The organism is Nonomuraea sp. NPDC049624, from assembly GCF_040675255.1.
Taxonomy (GTDB): domain Bacteria; phylum Actinomycetota; class Actinomycetes; order Streptosporangiales; family Streptosporangiaceae; genus Nonomuraea.
This window is the reverse complement of the sequence record NZ_JBFAOR010000007.1, coordinates 391,107-409,036: the sequence shown is the minus strand read 5'-3', so window position 1 is coordinate 409,036 and position 17,930 is coordinate 391,107. Positions and strand designations below refer to the sequence as shown.

At 71.8% G+C, this 17,930-nt stretch carries 16 protein-coding genes and 1 tRNA gene; 8 read left to right on the top strand and 9 right to left on the bottom strand.

Features of this window, described 5'->3' with window-relative positions; all coding sequences use genetic code 11:
• Positions 1 to 16 precede the first annotated feature (16 nt).
• From AB0J76_RS29830 to AB0J76_RS29815, 4 genes are all read right to left on the bottom strand, one after another.
• Entirely contained in the window at positions 17 to 1,054 is a 1,038-nt protein-coding gene (locus AB0J76_RS29830) for a zinc-binding dehydrogenase (protein ID WP_352318889.1), read from the bottom strand.
• A gap of 154 nt (positions 1,055 to 1,208) precedes the next feature.
• On the bottom strand, positions 1,209 to 1,982 hold the full coding sequence (locus AB0J76_RS29825) for an enoyl-CoA hydratase-related protein (RefSeq protein ID WP_352318890.1): 774 nt from the start codon (positions 1,980 to 1,982) through the stop codon (positions 1,209 to 1,211).
• A 41-nt stretch (positions 1,983 to 2,023) separates the two neighbouring features.
• On the bottom strand, positions 2,024 to 3,121 hold the full coding sequence (locus tag AB0J76_RS29820) for a nitric oxide synthase oxygenase (protein WP_352318892.1): 1,098 nt from the start codon (positions 3,119 to 3,121) through the stop codon (positions 2,024 to 2,026).
• Positions 3,122 to 3,543: 422 nt separating this feature from the next.
• A tRNA-Asn gene (locus AB0J76_RS29815) sits at positions 3,544 to 3,615 on the bottom strand.
• Between the two features lie 126 nt (positions 3,616 to 3,741).
• Between AB0J76_RS29815 and AB0J76_RS29810 the strand changes: the two genes are divergently transcribed.
• On the top strand, positions 3,742 to 4,059 hold the full coding sequence (locus tag AB0J76_RS29810; RefSeq protein WP_352318894.1) for a YtxH domain-containing protein: 318 nt from the start codon (positions 3,742 to 3,744) through the stop codon (positions 4,057 to 4,059).
• 69 nt (positions 4,060 to 4,128) lie between these two features.
• Here AB0J76_RS29810 and AB0J76_RS29805 read toward each other — a convergent pair whose 3' ends face one another.
• The 3 genes from AB0J76_RS29805 to AB0J76_RS29795 are packed head-to-tail and all read right to left on the bottom strand — an operon-like array spanning position 4,129 to position 6,064.
• Positions 4,129 to 4,602, bottom strand: coding sequence for a hypothetical protein (locus AB0J76_RS29805; RefSeq protein WP_352318896.1), 474 nt, complete (start codon positions 4,600 to 4,602; stop codon positions 4,129 to 4,131).
• Positions 4,599 to 5,873: a hypothetical protein gene (locus tag AB0J76_RS29800; protein ID WP_352318898.1), complete on the bottom strand. Its 1,275-nt coding sequence runs from the start codon at positions 5,871 to 5,873 to the stop codon at positions 4,599 to 4,601. Before AB0J76_RS29800 ends, AB0J76_RS29805 begins: the two co-directional genes overlap by 4 nt.
• Before the next feature lie 32 nt (positions 5,874 to 5,905).
• Complete coding sequence (locus tag AB0J76_RS29795) at positions 5,906 to 6,064, bottom strand: hypothetical protein (protein ID WP_352318900.1); 159 nt, start codon at positions 6,062 to 6,064, stop codon at positions 5,906 to 5,908.
• 176 nt (positions 6,065 to 6,240) lie between these two features.
• On the opposite strand from AB0J76_RS29795, the gene AB0J76_RS29790 reads away from it, so the two are divergent.
• The 7 genes from AB0J76_RS29790 to AB0J76_RS29760 are packed head-to-tail and all read left to right on the top strand — an operon-like array spanning position 6,241 to position 14,540.
• A complete protein-coding gene (locus AB0J76_RS29790; protein ID WP_352318902.1) occupies positions 6,241 to 7,407 on the top strand; it encodes a hypothetical protein in 1,167 nt (388 codons plus the stop codon).
• The gene (locus AB0J76_RS29785; RefSeq protein WP_352318904.1) at positions 7,404 to 9,590 is read left to right on the top strand and encodes a tetratricopeptide repeat protein; all 2,187 of its coding nucleotides are present in this window, start codon (positions 7,404 to 7,406) and stop codon (positions 9,588 to 9,590) included. Before AB0J76_RS29790 ends, AB0J76_RS29785 begins: the two co-directional genes overlap by 4 nt.
• Positions 9,587 to 10,444 carry a protein phosphatase 2C domain-containing protein gene (locus tag AB0J76_RS29780; RefSeq protein WP_352318905.1) on the top strand — a complete coding sequence of 286 codons (858 nt, stop codon included), beginning with the start codon at positions 9,587 to 9,589 and terminating at the stop codon, positions 10,442 to 10,444. The genes AB0J76_RS29785 and AB0J76_RS29780 overlap by 4 nt, the downstream gene beginning before the upstream one ends.
• Positions 10,437 to 11,723: a VWA domain-containing protein gene (locus AB0J76_RS29775; protein ID WP_352318907.1), complete on the top strand. Its 1,287-nt coding sequence runs from the start codon at positions 10,437 to 10,439 to the stop codon at positions 11,721 to 11,723. The genes AB0J76_RS29780 and AB0J76_RS29775 overlap by 8 nt, the downstream gene beginning before the upstream one ends.
• On the top strand, positions 11,723 to 12,361 hold the full coding sequence (locus tag AB0J76_RS29770) for an FHA domain-containing protein (RefSeq protein WP_352318909.1): 639 nt from the start codon (positions 11,723 to 11,725) through the stop codon (positions 12,359 to 12,361). The genes AB0J76_RS29775 and AB0J76_RS29770 overlap by 1 nt, the downstream gene beginning before the upstream one ends.
• The gene (locus AB0J76_RS29765; protein ID WP_352318911.1) at positions 12,358 to 13,737 is read left to right on the top strand and encodes a hypothetical protein; all 1,380 of its coding nucleotides are present in this window, start codon (positions 12,358 to 12,360) and stop codon (positions 13,735 to 13,737) included. Before AB0J76_RS29770 ends, AB0J76_RS29765 begins: the two co-directional genes overlap by 4 nt.
• Complete coding sequence (locus AB0J76_RS29760; RefSeq protein WP_352318913.1) at positions 13,734 to 14,540, top strand: transporter substrate-binding domain-containing protein; 807 nt, start codon at positions 13,734 to 13,736, stop codon at positions 14,538 to 14,540. The genes AB0J76_RS29765 and AB0J76_RS29760 overlap by 4 nt, the downstream gene beginning before the upstream one ends.
• 63 nt (positions 14,541 to 14,603) lie before the next feature.
• On the opposite strand, the gene rpoD is transcribed toward AB0J76_RS29760, so the two are convergent.
• Together rpoD and dnaG are read right to left on the bottom strand one after the other, a co-directional pair.
• The gene (gene rpoD / locus AB0J76_RS29755; protein ID WP_043627522.1) at positions 14,604 to 15,740 is read right to left on the bottom strand and encodes an RNA polymerase sigma factor RpoD; all 1,137 of its coding nucleotides are present in this window, start codon (positions 15,738 to 15,740) and stop codon (positions 14,604 to 14,606) included.
• A gap of 315 nt (positions 15,741 to 16,055) precedes the next feature.
• Positions 16,056 to 17,897 (bottom strand): DNA primase, encoded by a 1,842-nt coding sequence (gene dnaG / locus AB0J76_RS29750; protein WP_352318915.1) that lies wholly within the window; start codon positions 17,895 to 17,897, stop codon positions 16,056 to 16,058.
• Positions 17,898 to 17,930 lie beyond the last annotated feature (33 nt).

Sequence of the window (17,930 nt, the reverse complement as noted above, 5' to 3'; positions counted from 1 at the left end):
TTCTCCTCCGAGGTACTCACCGGAAGGTGATCATCACCTTCACCACGTCATCGAGCTTCTTGTCCGAGATCTCGAAGGCGCGTTCCATCTCCGCGAACGGGAACGTGTGGGTGGTCAGCGGCGTGGGATCGACCCGGCCGCCCTCCAGGAGGCGCAGCAGGCGTTCCATGCGCAGCCGCCCGCCCGGGCACAGACCGGTCGTGATCTTCTTCTCGGCCATGCCGACGCCCCACTCGACGCGCGGGATGCGGACGAACTCGCCCTGGCCGTAGTAGCCGGTGTTGGAGACCGTCCCGCCCGGCTTGATGATTCTGATCGCGGTCTGGAAGGTGGCGTCCGCGCCGAGCGCCTCGATGGCGGTGTCCACGCCCTGTCCGCCGGTCCGGCGGAGCACGCCCTCGACGACGTCCTCGGCGCTGAAGTCGACGATCTCGTCGGCGCCGAAGTCGCGGGCCAGTCGCTGGCGGCGGGGCACCGACTCGACCCCGATGACCAGGCCGGCGCCGCGCAGCCGGGCGCCCGCGGTGGCCATCAGGCCCACCGGGCCCTGGGCCAGCACGGCGACCGTCCCGCCGATGGGGATGTCGCCGTTCTCGGCGCCCATGAAGCCGGTCGAGAGCATGTCCGCGCAGTAGACGGCCGTCTCGTCCGGCACCCCGGCGGGGATCTTCGCCATGTTGGCGTCGGCCTCGTTGACGTGGAAGTACTCGGCGAAGACGCCGTCCTTGGAGTTGGCGAACTTGAACCCGCCGAGCGGGCCGCCCGACTGCGACGGGTGGCCGTCCTGGCAGGCGAGGTCGCCCCAGTCGGGGGTGATGGCCCCCACCAGGACGCGGTCGCCCGGCCGGAAGTCCCGCACCTCCTCGCCCACCTCGTGCACCACGCCGACGCCCTCGTGCCCGAGCGTGAGGTCGGTGCGCGGCCCGATGCCGCCCTGGACGGTGTGGGAGTCGGAGGTGCAGATGAGGGCGGTGGTGGTGCGGACGACGGCGTCGCGCGGCCCCGGCCGCGGCACCGGTTTGTCCATGAAACCGACCCGGCCGATCTCCCTCATGACGAAAGCCTGCACCGCGCCCCCCGACCGTGCCCCCCGCTGGACGTCCCCCCACGCCCCGGCCTGGGACCCTTCGGACACGTCCAGCCCTACCCGGCCGCGATCGCCGTCTAACCTCGGCGCGCTCCGCCCGTACCCCCTCCGGCCTGCGGTTTCACAGCGCCGGGAAGTCCGGCGGGCGGCGCTCCAGGAAGCTGGCGACGCCCTCGGCGAAGTCGGGCCGCCCGAAGGAGGCCAGCATCTCGTGGACGGCCTTCCTGGCCGACTCCTCCAGGGTGACGTCCCAGTCCTGCCACACCTGCCGCTTGATCACCGCCATGGACGCCGGCGAGCTGTGCACGGCCAGTTCCCTGGCGTACTCCTGGGCCTGCGCCAGCAGCGACTCCCCCGGCACCGCGCGGTTGGCCAGCCCCAGCTCGTACGCCTCCCGCCCGTTGAACACCCGGCCGGACAGCAGGACGTCCATGGCCCGCTGCTGGCCCATGACCCGCGGCAGCACCCAGGACAGGCCGTACTCGGCGACCAGGCCGCGGCGCGGGAAGGCGGTCGTCCACTTGGCCTCCTCGGCCGTGAAGACCAGGTCGCAGACGAGCGCGTGCACCATGCCGAGCCCGGCGCAGGCGCCGTTGACCGCGGCGATGATCGGCTTGCCGATGGTCGTGGGGAAGGTGTTGGGTCGGGGGTCGGGGGTCTCGTCGTAGGAGCCGGTCTGGATGGCGGCGAGCGTCTTGAAGTCGGCCCCGGCGCAGAAGCCCTTGCCGGCGCCGGTCACCACGATCGCCCGGACGTCGGGGTCCTTCTCGGCCTCGGCCAGCAGGTCGAAGTAGCGCCTGCCCATGGCGTCCGTCCAGGCGTTGAGCGTGTCGGGACGGTTGAAGGTCAGCGTGAGCACGCCCCGGTCCGACGATGAGAGCACGAGTTCCGCCATGCGCTAACCGAACCATGTTCTGGGCGGGGCTGGCAAGCGCATCAGCGGGCGGGGTGGCGGTGCACGTATGCGGGGGTCAGCTCGCAGGTGTCGTAGTAGCGGTGGAAGACCGGGGTCGCGCCGCCCGACAGCGGCGGCACGATCCACGACCAGTCGGCCGGGCAGCGCCGTCCGGCGCGCTCCTCGCGTTCCAGGTGGGTCAGGAAGCGCCGGGACTCGGTGTGGTGGTCGGTGATCGTCACCCCCGCCCGTTCGAACGAGTGCAGCACCGCCACGTTGAGCTCGACCAGCGCGTGGTCGCGCCAGAGCGAGCGCTCGGTGGAGGTGTCCAGGCCGAGGTGCTCGGCCACTTCGGGAAGCAGGTCGTACCGGTCGGCGTCGGCCAGGTTGCGCACCCCGATCTCGGTGCCCATGTACCAGCCGTTGAACGGCGCGCACGGGTAGCAGACGCCCCCGATCTCCAGGCACATGTCCGAGATGACCGGCACGGCGTGCCAGCGCAGCCCCAGCTCCGCGAACCACGCGTACTCGGGATGCAGCAGCGGCACCTCCAGCACGGCGTCGCCCGGCAGGTTGCACAACAGCGGGTCGCCGAGCCCGGCCCGGACGACCAGCGGCAGCACGTCGAACCGGCCCGGCCCGCCGCGCCAGCCCAGTTCCTTGGCCAGCTCGGTGAGCTCGGCGTTGCGCGGGTCGCCGAGGACGCCGCCGCCGTTCAGCCGGTGCCCGGCGTAGCGGACGAGCTGGTCGTTGAGCACCCGCGGGCCCGGCATGGCCGGGGTGTCCGGGGCGAAGACGGTGACGGTGGGCCTGATGCGCCCCTCCCCCGTCGCCTCGCGCAGGTGCGCCACGCACTCCACCGCGACGCCCTCGGCCGTCGTCACCTCCCGCCGGTCGCGCACCTTCAGCGAACGCCAGTACAGGCGTCCGATGCACCGGCCGCTGTTGCGCCAGGCGACCCGGGCGCCGAACTCCAGCTCCTCGAAGGTGTGGACGTAGGTGCCGTGGCGGGCGACGTCTCTGGCGACGTCGCGCAGCCGGGCGGCCAGGCCGCCGGCGGCGGGGTTCTCGGCGTGGAAGAGCCTGATGAAACGCTCCGCCTCGCGGAGGTCCGTGGTGCGCTCGAACAGCGCGTGCACGGCTTGCACATCGAAGGGACGCAGTGACCTGATCCAGGTACGCACGCGGCAACCAACATTTCGCTCAGCGGAGCGCCCCGCCGATTCCGGGTCGGCGGCACGTCCTGCCGGCGGCGCCCTCTCCACGCCCCCGTCACGACTTCCCGCGGCTGCCGGCCGCACCCGGCCGACTCGCCCATCTTCCCCCCGCGAACGCCTGTTGTCCCCGTAACGCCAGAATCAGTAACTCACCCACTACAACGCGTGAATCCCTCTCTTTTCACGACATGCCCGCGTCGACCTCGCGGCGATGCACCCTGATCGCTCAGGGCTTCGGATCCTCGGCGATCCGCGACTCTTCGAGCGCCCCCGGAGAACGCATCAGGCCCTCCCACCGGTCTCGGTGAGAGGGCCTGATCTGCCAAACTCTTGTCTGGCTGCAGCTCCCGCGATAGGACTCGAACCTATAACCTGCCGGTTAACAGCCGGCTGCTCTGCCGTTGAGCTACGCGGGATCGAACGTTCGCCCTGCTGGTCGGGCTTGTTGGGCCCTTCCGTCGTGCGCAGGAATAGATTAGCGCACTCCTGGAGTGCGTGTCGCATCGCAACTGGGGTAGGCCGGGAGACAGCGGAGGTGCAAGATGCGTTATCGAATGACATTTGCAGTCGGTCTGGCTGTCGGTTACGTGCTCGGCAGCAGGGCGGGCCGCGAGCGGTACGAACAGATCAAGCGGGCGGCCCAGCGTGTGGCCGACAGCCCGAGGGTCCAGGAGGCCGCGGGGGTGGTCGGCGCGCAGGCGTCGAGGCTGGCCGGGGCGGCCAGGGAGAAGGTGGGCGGGACGCTTCAGGAGAAGATCCCGTTCCTCGGCTCCGACGGTCACCACAGGTCCGGCAGCGGCTGGCCCGAGGAGGAGGATCTCGCGGAACGGAAGTCCCGCGAGACCGGCATTCCCTACTGACGGCCCGGTCCGAGATCCGGCCCTGAAGATCCAGCCCCGAGATCCGGCGCGGCACGGACGTGTGATCCCTCACACGCCCATGCTGCGCCGGACGCCTTCCAGGGCCTGTTCGGCCTGGGCGCGCAGGCCCGGGTCCGTCGGATCGAGCCCGTCGTCGAAGACGAGCGTCCAGCCCAGCACCTCGCCGCCCGGCGGACGCCTGGCCACCAGCCGGACGCCGCCGCGCCCCGGCAGGCTGACCCGCTTGTTGACCACGATGGTGGAGTTCACCCGCTCGCGCACGGTCTCGGGCAGCACCCGCGGTTCGGCGACGCGCTCGAAGTGGCGGGCGCCGCCGGTGGTGACGACCCGCAGCCCCTCGTCGTCCCAGGACGCCTTGTCGATCTCCTCGTACGGCACCCGCGTCCCGTCGGACAGGAACAGGGCGAGGTTGGTGGCCACCAGGTGACCGTCGGAGGTCTCGGTGAACGTCAGCACCCGCTCCCCCGGCCGGGTGTCCAGGGATCGGCGCACGTCGGCGGGCAGGCGGCGAAGAATGCTCATATCTCCACGGTATCGGCGAGCAGGTCGAGGGTGAGCGCCGCGCTCCAGGAGAAGTCCCTGCACCCGCGCCCGCTGCCGTCGAACGGGTCGAAGCACTCGCGGAACCCGGCCTGCCGGACGAGCCGCAGGGTGCCGTTGGCGAGCTGCCGGCCGAGCTGGTCGAGCGAGTGGACGGCGGCGGCCCGGCGTAACAGCCAGTTGGTGTTCACCCAGGACGGCCCGCGCCAGTAGCGGGTGCGGTCGAACTGGGCGGCGCGGATCTCGCAGCTCGGCACCGGGTAGCCGGTCGCGCCCATGAACCGGGCCGACTCCAGCACCTCGACGCAGGCGTGCAGGTGGTCGCTGGGCAGCCCGGGATCGAGCAGCGGCCCGAACGCGCCCACCGTGCAGACCTTGATCAGCCGGCCGGAGCGCAGGTCGAGGGGGTAGAAGCAGCCGTCCCACAGCCGGTCGAGCATGGCCTGCCTGATGCGTTCGGCCTGTTCGGCGTGGGGGGCGGGGTCGGCCCCCGCCACCGGCGCCAGCTCGGCCAGCGCCTGGCAGGAGGCGAGCCAGATCCCGTTGAACATCGGATCCTCGACCGCGAACGGGTGCTCGTCGCGCAGGTACTCGGCGCGGTAGCCGGCGTCGCGGTAACGCATGGCCAGCCAGACGTAGCGGTCGTGGTCGCTGTCGGGGTGGCGTTCGGCCAGCTCGACGTTGCGGTAGCCGTAGCCGATGGCGGGCAGCGCGGCGAGCGGCTGGTCCCAGGCCGGGCTGTCGTCCATGCCCGACTCCCAGGGATGGACGATCGCCGCCAGCCCGGCGCCGCCGAGGTCGCGGGCCGAGGCGAGGTAGTGGTGCTGGGCGACGAGCAGCGGGAACGTGCGCCGGACGAAGGCCACGTCGCCGGTGTGCCGGTAGAGCCACCGCAGCGCCAGCGCCTGCAACGGCGGGGAGGTGAGCCCGGAGGTGTAGACCCTGGGCGCGGAGGCGTGCTCCTGCGAGCGCCAGACCGACGGCCCGGGGAAGTAGGCCTCGCGGGTGTGGAAGACGATGTGGGGCACCATGCCGGTCGCCCACTGGCCGCTCAGCAGGCTGAGCAGCTCTTCCCGGGCGCGCTCCGGGCGGTGCCTGGCCAGGCCGATGACGACGAACGCGGAGTCCCAGCTCCACTGGTGCGGGTAGAGACCCGGCGCGGGCACGGTGCCGCTGCCCGTCCAGTTCGCCTCGAGCACGGCCAGCGCCTCGCGCCCGAGCGCGGCATCGTCAACCGCCGGCCGCGCCTCCATTCACTCACTATGCCTTGGGAAGCGGTCGGAAGCTACGGCCTCTTGGCCCACTTCGCGACGAACGTGACACCGAGGACGACGGCGCCGATGATGAGAGCCCACTTGAGAAGCGTGAAGACGAAACCCACGAGCGGGCCGACGAGAAGCAGTGCGACGATGATCGCGGCGATGATCAGAAGGATGCGTGCCATGTCTCCACCGTAGGAGATCCTTTAAGCCGTTTGCAGGTGACCGAGGGTTGAATCAGGGACAAGTCAGGGTCACCCCTACCCTTTGGAACCAACCGGTCAAGACTCCCGTTGAGCCGGTAGGACACGGGGCATCGGGGGCCCTCTTCACGGGGAGCGTGATGAGTCTGGGACCACCCATGAGCAGGGAAGGCGCCGAGTACGCGCTGCGCGCTCGGGCCGACGAACGCGACCGGATCTCCGGCGACCTGCTCGATCTCGAATCCCACACCACGTACCAGCTGCTCAAGGGCGCCACGCTGGACGGGGTGACGGCGCGGCGCTGGGCCGCCGTCCAGGCCGCGCTGACCCGGCTGTGGCTGCTGAACGACGCCTACCGGGCCGTGCTGCGCGACGCCGAGCAGGTCAGGGCCGCGCGCGCGAAGCTCGGCGCCGAGCAGCTCGACGAGCTGACCCGGCTGCTGTCGGGCACGTCCGTCGTGCTGCGGGCCGCGGCCAAGCCCGTCGAGCAGCGCTCGCTGCTGCCGGAGGCCGACGAGCGGCTGACCCTCGACGAGACGGTCGCCCGCATGGACGGCGCCTTCCGCGAGGTCACCTCGGCGCTCAACGACATCGACGCCGTGTGGAACGCCGTCCTGCCCCGGCTCGACGACGCCGACCGCGCCCTGCGCGAGATCCGCGACCTGGAGCGGGAGCTGGGCGAGGGCGTCGGCCTGGAGGCACAGGAGGCGGAGCTGCGGCGGATGCGCGCGGCCCTGCTCGCCGACCCGCTCGGCGCGGGCGTGGGCCCCGACCTCGGCGGGGTCGCCCGCGCGCTGGCCGAGGCCCGCGCGGAGGTCGACCAGGCGATCGTGGTCAAGCGCGAGTACGCCAGGCGCCGCGAGGACCTGGTGGCCGCCCTCGACCGGGTACGCGCGGCCGAGAGCGAGGCCAGGCTGGCCCACGGCGCGGTCGTGGTCAAGATCGCCCTGCCGCCGCAGGCCCGCCCGCGCAGCCGGGTCGAGGAGCTGACCGGCGAGCTGGCCGCGCTCGACGCCTCGGCCGACACCTGGGTGGTGCGGGCCAGGCGGCTGGCGAACGTGGAGAGCGAGGCGGAGAAGGCGGCCGACCGGGCGCGGGCCACCGCCAAGGCCCTGTACGGCCTGGTCGGCAGGCGTGACGAGTTACGCGGCCGGCTCGGCGCCTGCCAGGCCATGGCGGTGCGCAAGGGCATGGCCGAGGACCCCCACGCCGCCGCGTGCTTCGAGCGGGCCCGATCCCTGCTGTGGAGCGCTCCCTGCGACCTGACCGAGGCGGCGGCCGCGGTCGAGACCTACCAGCGCGCGATACACGGAGGTAAGCCATGACCCGCTGCGCGCAGCCGGGCTGCACCGGCACCATCGAGGACGGCTACTGCGACCTGTGCGGCAACGCGGCGGGCGCGGCGCCCCCGGCGGTGTCCGTCCCCCAGCAGGCGTCGGCCCCGGCGTCGGCCCCGGCGTCGGCCTCGGGCCCGCTTTCGGGGCCGCTCTCGGGGCCGGTGAACACCCAGCCGGTGAGCCGGTCGCTGACCTCGCCGGTGAGCAGCAGCGGCAGGTCGCGGGCCGGGGTGCTGGGCGGCATCGCCGACCTGCCGTCCGTGCCGTACCGGGATCCGGCGACGGCCGTGATGGCCGATCCGCAGGTGCCGGAGGAGAAGCGGTTCTGCGCCAACCCGGCCTGCGGGGAGCCGGTGGGCCGGTCCCGGCAGGGCCGTCCCGGGCTGACGGAGGGGTTCTGCCCGCACTGCCGCACGCCGTACTCCTTCACCCCGAAGCTGGCCAAGGACGACATGGTGGCCGGGCAGTACCGGGTGCTCGGCTGCCTGGCGCACGGCGGTCTCGGCTGGATCTACCTGGCCGCCGACGAGAACCTGGACGGCCGCTGGGTCGTGCTCAAGGGCCTGCTCAACACCAACGACGCCGAGGCGCTGGCGGCCGCCGAGGCCGAACGCAAGTTCCTCACCACGGTCGACCACCCGAACATCGTCAAGATCCTCAACTTCCAGCTCTCCGGCGGCCTCGGCTACATCGTCATGGAGTACGTCGGCGGCCAGTCCCTGCACGAGCTGCGCCGCCAGGGCCCGCTGCCGCTGCGCGAGGCGCTGATCTACGGCCGCGAGATCCTGCACGCGTTCGGCTACCTGCACGAGAACGGCCTGGTCTACTGCGACCTCAAGCCGGCCAACGTGATCCGGGTCGGCCGGCGGCTCAAGCTGATCGACCTGGGCGCCGTCCAGCCGGTCGGCTCGCCGCCCGGCACGTCCTGGGCGACGGTCGGCTACCACGCGCCCGAGCTGGACACCCATCCCTCGTCCGTGGCCTCCGACCTCTACACCGTGGCCAGGACCCTGGCGGTGCTGACGATCCCGTCCTGGAGCCCGGCCAAGGGCGGCGTGGCCAGCCCGCTGCCGCAGGACTGCGGGCACGAGTCGTTCGCGCGGCTGCTGCGCAGGGCCACCGCGCCCGACCCCGCCGACCGGTTCCAGAGCGCGTGGGAGATGGAGGAGCAGCTCGTCGGGGTGCTGCGGGAGATCAGCGCGGCCGAGGAGGGCGTGCCGTTCCCGGCGCCCTCGACCCTGTTCGGGCCCGAGCGCTCCGCCGTGGGGACGGCATTGTCGGCATCGCGCCAGGAGGTGTTCGGGCCGCTCGACCCGGCCGTGGTCGCGGTCGAGCTGCCGGTGCCGCACGTCGATCCGCTCGACCCGGCGGCGGGCGCGCTGGCGGGCCTGCTCGGGTTCGACGGCAAGGAGCTGTTCGACCAGCTCTCGGCGATGCCGCCGACGCCCGAGACCCGGCTCATGCGGGCCAGGCTGCTGGCCGAGGCGGGCGCGGCCGAGACGCCGCACGCGCTGACGGAGCTGGACCGGTCGCTCCCCGGCGACTGGCGGACGACCTGGTACCGCGGGGTGCACGCGCTGGCCGGGCGCCAGCCGGACACCGCGATGACGATGTTCGACGCGTGCGTGTCGGCGCTGCCCGGCGAGCTCGCGCCCAAGCTGGCGCTGGCGTTCGCGCTGGAGTGCGCCGGCCGGCAGTCGGCCCACTGGTACAACGCCGTCTGGCAGACCGACCACTCCTACGTCAGCGCCGCGTTCGGGCTGGCCAGGACGGGCCGCGTCGACGTGCTGGACGAGGTGCCGCCCACCTCCAGCTACCGGGTGGCGGCGCAGGTGGCGCTGGCCGCCTCGGTGTTCCGCCGGACCGACCTGAGCACGGTGTCCGCCGCCGACCTGGTCGGCGCGGCCGGACGGCTGGCCAGCCTGGCCGACCTCGACCCGCGCCGCCGCGACCTGCTCACCGCCGAGCTGCTGCGCTGCGCGCTGGTCTGGCTGGACCACAACCCCGCGCCGCCCCGGACGAAGTTGGCCGAGGCCGACTTCACCGAACCGGGGCTGCGCAGGCGGCTGGAGTCGATCTACCGGAAGCTCGCGGTGGCGGCCGGCTCCCGCCATGAACGCCACGCGCTCATCGACCAGGCGAACGCCGTACGACCGAGGACGTGGCTGTGACCGAACCCGTACCGACCTCCCAGAGCTGCCCGATGTGCGCGTCCCCCGTCGTCCAGGGGGACGTCTACTGCGAGCGGTGCGGGCACGCGCTCGGCGCGCCGGTCTGCACCTCCTGCGGCGCGGCCGCGGTGGACGCGGAGGGCTACTGCGAACGGTGCGGCGCCCGCCAGCCCACCGGCCGCGACCACGCCGAGATCGTCCTGGACGGCGGTGCCGCCGCCGTGACCGACAAGGGGCTGCGACGCGCCCGCAACGAGGACGCCATGGCGCTGCTGACCACCGGCGACGCCGTGATCACGGTGGTGTGCGACGGCGTGGGCAGCTCGCCGCGGGCCGACGCGGCCTCGGCCGCGGCGGTGGAGACCGCGGGCGCCGCCCTGGCCAGGGGGGCCTCCGCGCAGGAGGCGTTCGAGCTGGCCGGAAAGGCGGTGACCGCCCTGGCGACCTCCGTGGACGACGCCCCCGCCTGCACCTACGTCGCCGCGGTCGCCGGCCCCGGCGGGATCACGCTGAGCTGGGCGGGCGACACGCGGGCGTACTGGCTGCCCGGCGAGGCCCCCGGGCAGGGCGTGCTGCTGACCGAGGACGACGTGGTCCCGACCGGCGAGATCACCGCGTGGCTCGGCGCGGATTCCGGCGAGGTGTCGCTGCATGTGCGCACGCTCGCCCCGGGGGCGCCCGGCCTGCTGCTGGTGTGCAGCGACGGGCTGTGGCGCTACCTGGACGGCTACCGGTTCCCGCAGACGGGAACCCCCCTCGACATGGCCCGCGAGATGCTGCGCCACGCCCTGGCCTCCGGCGGCCAGGACAACGTGACGATCGTTCTCATCCCCCTAGGAGAAACGCATGGGTGACCAGCCCACGTTCACGCTGAACATCGACCAGAACAAGTACCTGTCCACCGACGCCCGGGAGGTGCACGCGATCCTCACCGTGGCCTCCTCCGGCGGCGGCTTCGCCCAGGCCGCGCCCACCGAGGCGGCCGAGGTCATCATCGTCGACACCTCCGGCTCGATGAGCGGCGGCAAGATCCGCGAGGCCCGGCAGGCCGCGGCGGCGGCCGTGCACGCGCTGCGCGACGGCGTGCACTTCGCGGTGATCGCCGGGACCGAGAGGGCCAGGGTCGTCTACCCCGGCGGCAACGCCAACCTGGTCAGGGCCACGCCCGCCACCCGCGCCGAGGCCGAGCGGGCGATCAGCAGGCTGCTCGCGCACGGCGGCACGGCCATCGGCGAGTGGCTGAAGCTGGCCGGGCATCTGCTGAGCGGCTACCCGAACGCGATCAGGCACGCGCTGCTGATGACCGACGGGCAGAACAACGAGCGTCCCGAGGTGTTCGGGGCCGTGCTGCAGGGGTGGAGCGGCAAGTTCGTCTGCGACAGCCTGGGCGTGGGCGACGACTGGGTGCCCGCCGAGCTGCGGAAGGTCGCCGAGGCGATGCTCGGCTCGTTCGAGTTCGTACGGAACCAGAGCGATCTGGCCGAGTTCTTCCGCCGGGTGACGCAGACGTCGATGAGCAAGACCGTGGCGGACCTGTCGCTGCGGGTGTGGGTGCCGCAGACGGCCAAGCTGAAGTTCGTCAAGCAGGTCTCCCCCACGCTGCTCGACCTGACCGGCAAGCGCACCGACGTCAACCCGCTGACCGGCGACTACCCGACCGGCTCGTGGGGCCAGGAGGAACGCGAGTACCACCTGTGCGTCGAGGTGCCGCCGGGCCAGATCGGCCAGGAGATCAGGGCGGGCTGGGTGAAGCTGGTGCGCCCCGACACGGGGGACGTCGTGGCCAGCGGCAACGTGCTGGCCCAGTGGACCGACGACCTGGCGCAGTCCACCCAGATCAACCGGAAGGTCGCCCACTACACCGGCCAGGCCGAGCTGCACGAGCTCATCCAGGACGGCCTCAGCGCCCGCGCCGCCGGGGACGTGGAGGCCGCGACCGCCCGCCTGGCCAAGGCCAGGGAACTGGCCGCGGAGTCGGGCCGCGAGGACACCGCCCGGCTGCTGGAGAAGGTCGTGGAGGTCGATCCCGCGACCGGCACGGCCCGGCTGCGCAGGAACGTGGACAAGGCCGACGAGATCGAACTGGACACCGGTTCCGTCCGCACCAGCCGGCTGCGTAAGGGCGAGGGCTGATGGCGACCTGTCCGCAGGGGCACGACTCCGGCTCCGACGACTACTGCGACGTCTGCGGCGCGCAGATGAGCGGGACGCCCGCCGCGCCCCAGCCCCAGCCGGCGGCGGCCACCGCCGCCGGAGGCGACGACGCCTGCCCGGTCTGCCAGACGCCGCGCGCCGGGCAGTTCTGCGAGGTGTGCGGGCACGACTTCACCGGCAGCGGGGGCGGCGTGCCGCTCCCGGTGCGGGGGGCGCGGTGGGAGGCCGTCGCCGCCGCCGACCGCACCTACTACGAGAAGGTGGTCGCCGAGGGCGGTCCGGACGCGGCGCGCATGGCCTTCCCGCCGTACTGTCCCGAGCGCTCGTTCGGGCTGGTCGGCGAGCAGGTGCGCATCGGACGGCGCAGCAGGGCCAGGAACCTGGCGCCGGAGATCGACCTGACCGGCCCGCCCGAGGACCCGGGCGTGTCGCACCTGCACGCCGTGCTGCTGGCCCAGCCCGACGGCACCTGGACGCTGGTGGACCCGGGCTCGGCCAACGGCACCCAGGTCAACGGCAGGACCGTGGAGATCAACACGCCCGTCCGGGTCGGTCCCGGCGACCGGATCCACCTGGGCGCCTGGACCGTCATCACCATCAGGGAGGGCACACCGTGACCCTGGTGCAGAACCCGGGCGCCCTCGTCCCGGCGGGCGCCCCCGCCCCCCTGCCGCGCCACAGCGTGCCCGGCCGCATCCGCGTCATCTCCGGCGTCACCGTGGCGGCCCTCGCGCTGCTGTTCGCGGCACTCGGGGTGGGCAGCCTGACCGCCGGCGACGGGCTGCAGGTCATCGGCCGCGACGCCGGCCCGCAGGTCGTCGCAACCGCCGGGCTCTACCTGGCGCTCAGCGACATGGACGCCCAGGTGGCCAACGCGCTGGTCATGGGCGACCAGTACGGCCAGCAGCGCCGCGAGGCCGTCGACCGGTACGAGCGGCGGCGCACGGAGGCCGACCAGGCGCTGCTGAAGGCGTTCGAGCTGGCCGGCGACAACGCCGCCGAGCGGCGGACCGTGCAGTCGGTGCTCGACGGCCTCGGCCGCTACGAACGGCTCGCCGGGCAGGCGCTGCTGCTGAACGAGCAGTCCCGGCACGCGCCCGGCGCGCCGCCGGACAACGTCGTGGGCACCTACCGGCAGGCCACCGACCTGATGCGGCTGGTGCTGCTGCCGCAGGCCTACAACCTGACCCTGGAGAGCGGCACGATCGTCCGCCGCACCTACGACGACAAGAACGCCATGGTCCCGCTGCTGCGCTCCGCGGTGCTGCTGGCCGGGCTGCTCGCGCTGGGCTGCCTGATCTGGCTCCAGATCTACCTGGCCCGGCGGTTCCGCCGGGTGTTCGGCCCGGCGCTGCTGGTCGCCACGCTGGCCACCGCGGTCTCGCTGATCCTCGGCGTGAACGTGCTCGGCCAGGACCAGACGGACCTGCGCACGGCCAAGACACAGGGCTTCGACTCGGTCCTGACGCTGGCCAAGGCCCGCGCGATCAGCAACAGCATGCAGGGCGACCAGAGCCGGTACCTGCTCGACAAGGACCGCGCCGACACCTACGAGCACACGTTCCTGGACAAGTCGCAGTCGGTCGTCTACTTCGAGTCCGGCAACCTCACGCAGTACCACGCGAAGGTGGCCGCCGACGCCGGAGCGGCCCGCGGCATGCTGGGGCCCGAGCTGACCGGCCCGGAGGGCACCCGCGTGCTGGACGCCTACCGGGCCTTCCAGCAGGCCGACACCTCTTTCCGGGCACTGGCGCTGGACGGCAGGACCGCCGAGGCCGTGACCGCCAAGCTCGGGCCGGTCACCGCCGCGTTCGACGCCTACGACCGGGCCCTGGTGGCCCTGGCCGAACGGCACGAGCGCACCTTCGACCAGTCCATCGACGCCGGCCGGAACGCGCTGGACAACCTGTGGCGGCTGCTGCCGTTCGCGATCGCCGGGATCGGGCTGCTGATGATCGCCGGGGTGTGGCCGAGACTCAAGGAGTACCGTTGAAGCGCACGCTGGTAGCGGCCCTGGCCCTGACCGCGGTGGCCGCCGCGGCCTGCGGCACCGGGGGCCGGGAGTCGATCCTCGACAAGGACACCATCGTCATCGCCGTCCGCTCCGACCTGCCGTCGGTGGGCTTCCGCCGGCCGGACGGCACCTTCGCGGGCTTCGACGTCGACGTCGCACGCTACGTGGCCAAGCGGCTGGGCAAGAAGTTCAAGCTGATCCCCGTGCTGGCGGGCGACCGGGAGAAGGTGCTGATCCAGGGGCGGGCCGACATGGTGGTGGCGACGTACACGATCAGCATGGACCGTAAGGCGAAGGTGCTGTTCGCGGGGCCGTACCACATCTCCTACCAGGACATCCTGACGCGGCCGGACGACAAGGTGGACAACGTCCGGCAGCTGAAGGGCCGCCGGATCTGCGCGGTGGAGGGCTCGAACGCCGCCGAGCGGGTCGTGGAGGAACGCAGCGTGGCGGCCAAGCTGGTGCCGTTCAAGGACTACGCGTCGTGCCTGAGCGCGCTGAAGAGCCGGCAGGTGGACGCCGTCACCACCAACGACGTGATCCTGGCCGGCCTGGCCGACCAGGACGGCTCGGGGCTGCGGCTGGCCAACGCCCAGTTCAACGAGCAGCGAAGCGGGGTGGGCCTGCACAAGGACGACGTGCCGGGCTGCGAGGCGGTGAACCGCGCGATCATCGACATGTACCAGGACGGCACCGCGAGCCAGCTGCTGCACAAGTGGTTCAGCAAGGCGGGCCTGAACCTGACCAACATCGCCGTGCCGCAGTTCGAGGGCTGCTCCTGAGCCCGCCGCCCGGCATGCGGACGGGCCCGGCACGCTCGCCGGGCCCGTCGCGGGGTCGAAGGGTCAGTCCAGGTAGTCCCTGAGCATCTGCGCGCGCGTCGGGTGGCGGAGCTTGGCCAGGGTCTTCGACTCGATCTGCCGGATGCGCTCGCGCGTCACGCCGAACTCCCTGCCCACCTCCTCCAGCGTGCGCGGATGCCCGTCGGCCAGGCCGAAGCGGAGCTGGATGATGCGCTGCTCGCGGTCGGACAGCGTGGCCAGGATGTCGTCGAGCTGGTCCTGCAGCATGATGAAGGCGGCCGCCTCCATGGGCACGACGGCGTCGGCGTCCTCGATGAAGTCACCGAGGTCGGAGTCCTCCTCGCCGATCGGCGACTGCAGGGACACCGGCTCCTGGGCGATGCGCTGGATCTCCACCACGCGGTCGACCGGGAGGTCCATCTCCTTGGCGATCTCCTCGGGGATGGGCTCGCGGCCGAGGTCCTGGTGGAGCTGACGCTGCACTCTGACGAGCTTGTTGATGGTCTCCACCATGTGCACCGGAATGCGGATGGTGCGCGCCTGGTCGGCGATCGCCCGGGTGATCGCCTGCCTGATCCACCAGGTGGCGTAGGTGGAGAACTTGTAGCCCTTCGTATAGTCGAACTTCTCGACCGCCCGGATGAGCCCCAGGTTGCCTTCCTGGATCAGGTCGAGGAACAACATGCCGCGGCCCACGTACCGCTTGGCGATCGACACCACGAGCCTGAGGTTGGCCTCGATCAGCCGCTGCTTGGCCCTGGTGCCCTGCCAGACGAGCTCCCTGAACTCCGGGAAGGCCAGACGCGAGACCCCGTTGGCCAGCTTGTCCTCGGCGAACAGGCCGGCTTCGATCGACTTGGCGAGCTCCACCTCCTCCTCGGCGGTCAGCAGGGGGACGCGGCCGATCTCCCGCAGATAGATACGGACGAGATCGCTGGTCGGCGCCCGCTTGCCTACGTCCTCCTCATCGGCGCGGGTGGACTCCTCGTCGCCCTGGGGCTCGAGGACCTCCACGCCGTTCTCTGCGAGCATCCGCACGACGCGTTCCAGCGCGTCGGACGGCAGCTCGGATCGGTCAAGCGCGGCGGCGACGTCATCGACGGTTACGCTTCCGCGCTCCCTTCCCTTCGCGACGAGGTCCGCCACCTGATCTACCGATGGCGGCCCGCTTGGCAGCACCGATGCACCCACGGGAGACAGTCTGCAGTATTGGTTCCATCAAATGGCAGACCCATTTTTGTTGCGGAAGGTAAGACGATCAGCATTACCGAATTGAGATCGAGTAAAGGTTTGGCCCGAGTTTGATCAGGAAAGAAAAGTCAATTACGCGGTCTGGAAACCCACGTCCGGCGACGTCCGCCTGCCGGACGTTTCTCTTCCGCTGCCCGGAAGACGCCCGAGCCGGCCCATGACGGCAGCGCGGACCGGCCGCGATTCCCCGCACACCCCCTGGTTCACCGCCGGCCCCCGCTGCCGAACTGTTATCAAATGGGGTCAGCTTCCCGCGGCGCGCTCGCGCAGCACCCGGCGCTGCTGCTCCAGCGCCACCAGCTCGCCGAACAGCCTGTTGTACTCCTGCTGCTGCTCCACCGGGTTGAGACGCTGCATGCGGGACTTGGCCTGGGCGATGGCCCGGTCGACCGCGATCGCCTCGATGGCCGCCAGCATGGCTCCCGCGTAACGCTCCTCGGCGTGCGCGTCGGCCTGGACGGGCTCCACCGCGAACCTCGTCACGAGCGCCCTGGTGGCCTCGTCGTGGGCGTGCTCCAGCAGCCGGTCGACCCACTCGCGGCCGCCGTGACCGGCCGAGCCGGCGCCGCCGGCGGCCTGGATGACCTTGTGCAGCGCGACGTGGTCGGGCGCGGTGAACGCCTGCGGGTCGAGGGCGTCGAAGCGCGGCCCGAGCAGCGCCGGCCGCTGGACGGCCAGCTTGAGCAGCTCGCCCTCCACCCGCACGCTCGGATCGACCGGGGCCGCCTTGGGGGCGCGCTGGGGGCGGCCCTGCTGGGTGTTGGCCACCTCGCCGATGCGCTGCATGACGAAGCGCTCGTCCATGAAGCCGAGCCAGCGGTCGAGGTCGATGGCGTAGCGCTTGCGCAGGCCGACGTCCTTGATCCCGGCCACGATGGGCGCCGCCGCGTCGAGGGCGGCGATCTTGCCCTCGTTGCTGCGCAGGTCGTAGCGGGAGATGGTGCTCCTGATGGCGAACTGGAACAGCGGCTCGCGGCTCGCGATGAGGTCGCGCACCGCCGCGTCGCCCTGCTTGATCCGCAGATCGCACGGGTCGAGGCCGTCGCTCTGCACCGCGACGTAGGTCTGCGTGACGAACTTCTGCTCGTCGGCGAAGGCCCGCAGCGCCGCCTTCTGGCCGGCCGCGTCGCCGTCGAAGGTGAAGATGACCTCGCCGCGGAACTCGGCCTGGTCGAGCAGGAACCGGCGCAGGATCTTGATGTGCTCCTCGCCGAACGACGTGCCGCAGGTGGCCACCGCGGTCGGAACTCCGGCCAGATGGCAGGCCATCACGTCGGTGTATCCCTCGACGATCACCGCCTGGGCGCGCTTGCTGATCTCTCGTTTGGCGAGATCAATGCCATAAAGGACCTGGCTCTTCTTGTAAAGCGGCGAGTCAGGCGTATTCAGATATTTCGGACCATCATCGGAATCGAGCAACTTGCGGGCGCCGAATCCGATCACGTCACCCGTGGCGTCCCTGATCGGCCAGATCAGCCGCCCTCGGAACCGGTCGATCGGCCCCCGCCTGCCCTCCTTGGCCAGGCCGCCCTTGACCAGCTCGTCGGCGGTGAACCCGCGCCCCATCAGGTGGCGCGCCAGCGCCTCCCACTCGGCCGGCGCGTAGCCGACGCCGAACGTCTCGGCGTCGGCGCGCTCGAACCCGCGCTCGGACAGGAACCGCCGCCCCGGGGCCGCGTCGGGCCCGAACAACTTCTCGGCGTAGAACTCGGCAGCCACCCGATGGGCCTCGATCAGCCGGGCCCGCTCGCCGTGGTCGCGCTTGGGGACGTAGCCGCCCTGCTCGTACTGGAGCTGGATGCCGGCCCGCTGGGCCAGCCGCTCGACCGCCTCACCGAACGGCAGGTGCTCGATCTTCTCCACGAACGTGATCACGTCACCGCCTTCTGAGCACCCGAAGCAGAAGTACATTCCGCGCTCAGGGGTGACGTTGAAGGACGGGCTCTTCTCGTCGTGGAAGGGGCACAGGCCCTTGAGGTTGCCCCCTCCGGCGTTGCGCAACTGGATGTGCTCGCCGATCACGTCGGCGATGGGGGAACGCTCGCGTACGAGCGCGATGTCGACATCACGGATCCGGCCAGCCACGCCGGTGAGTCTATTCCGCCCCACCGACGGTTC

What these genes read in the sequence shown, in the direction of transcription:
- AB0J76_RS29830 (WP_352318889.1), bottom strand. Translation starts at nt 1,054, where the DNA reads ATGAGGGAGATCGGCCGGGTCGGTTTCATGGACAAACCGGTGCCGCGG.
- AB0J76_RS29825 (WP_352318890.1), bottom strand. Translation starts at nt 1,982, where the DNA reads ATGGCGGAACTCGTGCTCTCATCGTCGGACCGGGGCGTGCTCACGCTG.
- AB0J76_RS29810 (WP_352318894.1), top strand. Translation starts at nt 3,742, where the DNA reads ATGCGTTATCGAATGACATTTGCAGTCGGTCTGGCTGTCGGTTACGTG.
- AB0J76_RS29805 (WP_352318896.1), bottom strand. Translation starts at nt 4,602, where the DNA reads ATGAGCATTCTTCGCCGCCTGCCCGCCGACGTGCGCCGATCCCTGGAC.
- AB0J76_RS29800 (WP_352318898.1), bottom strand. Translation starts at nt 5,873, where the DNA reads ATGGAGGCGCGGCCGGCGGTTGACGATGCCGCGCTCGGGCGCGAGGCG.
- AB0J76_RS29795 (WP_352318900.1), bottom strand. Translation starts at nt 6,064, where the DNA reads ATGGCACGCATCCTTCTGATCATCGCCGCGATCATCGTCGCACTGCTT.
- AB0J76_RS29790 (WP_352318902.1), top strand. Translation starts at nt 6,241, where the DNA reads ATGAGCAGGGAAGGCGCCGAGTACGCGCTGCGCGCTCGGGCCGACGAA.
- AB0J76_RS29785 (WP_352318904.1), top strand. Translation starts at nt 7,404, where the DNA reads ATGACCCGCTGCGCGCAGCCGGGCTGCACCGGCACCATCGAGGACGGC.
- AB0J76_RS29775 (WP_352318907.1), top strand. Translation starts at nt 10,437, where the DNA reads ATGGGTGACCAGCCCACGTTCACGCTGAACATCGACCAGAACAAGTAC.
- AB0J76_RS29770 (WP_352318909.1), top strand. Translation starts at nt 11,723, where the DNA reads ATGGCGACCTGTCCGCAGGGGCACGACTCCGGCTCCGACGACTACTGC.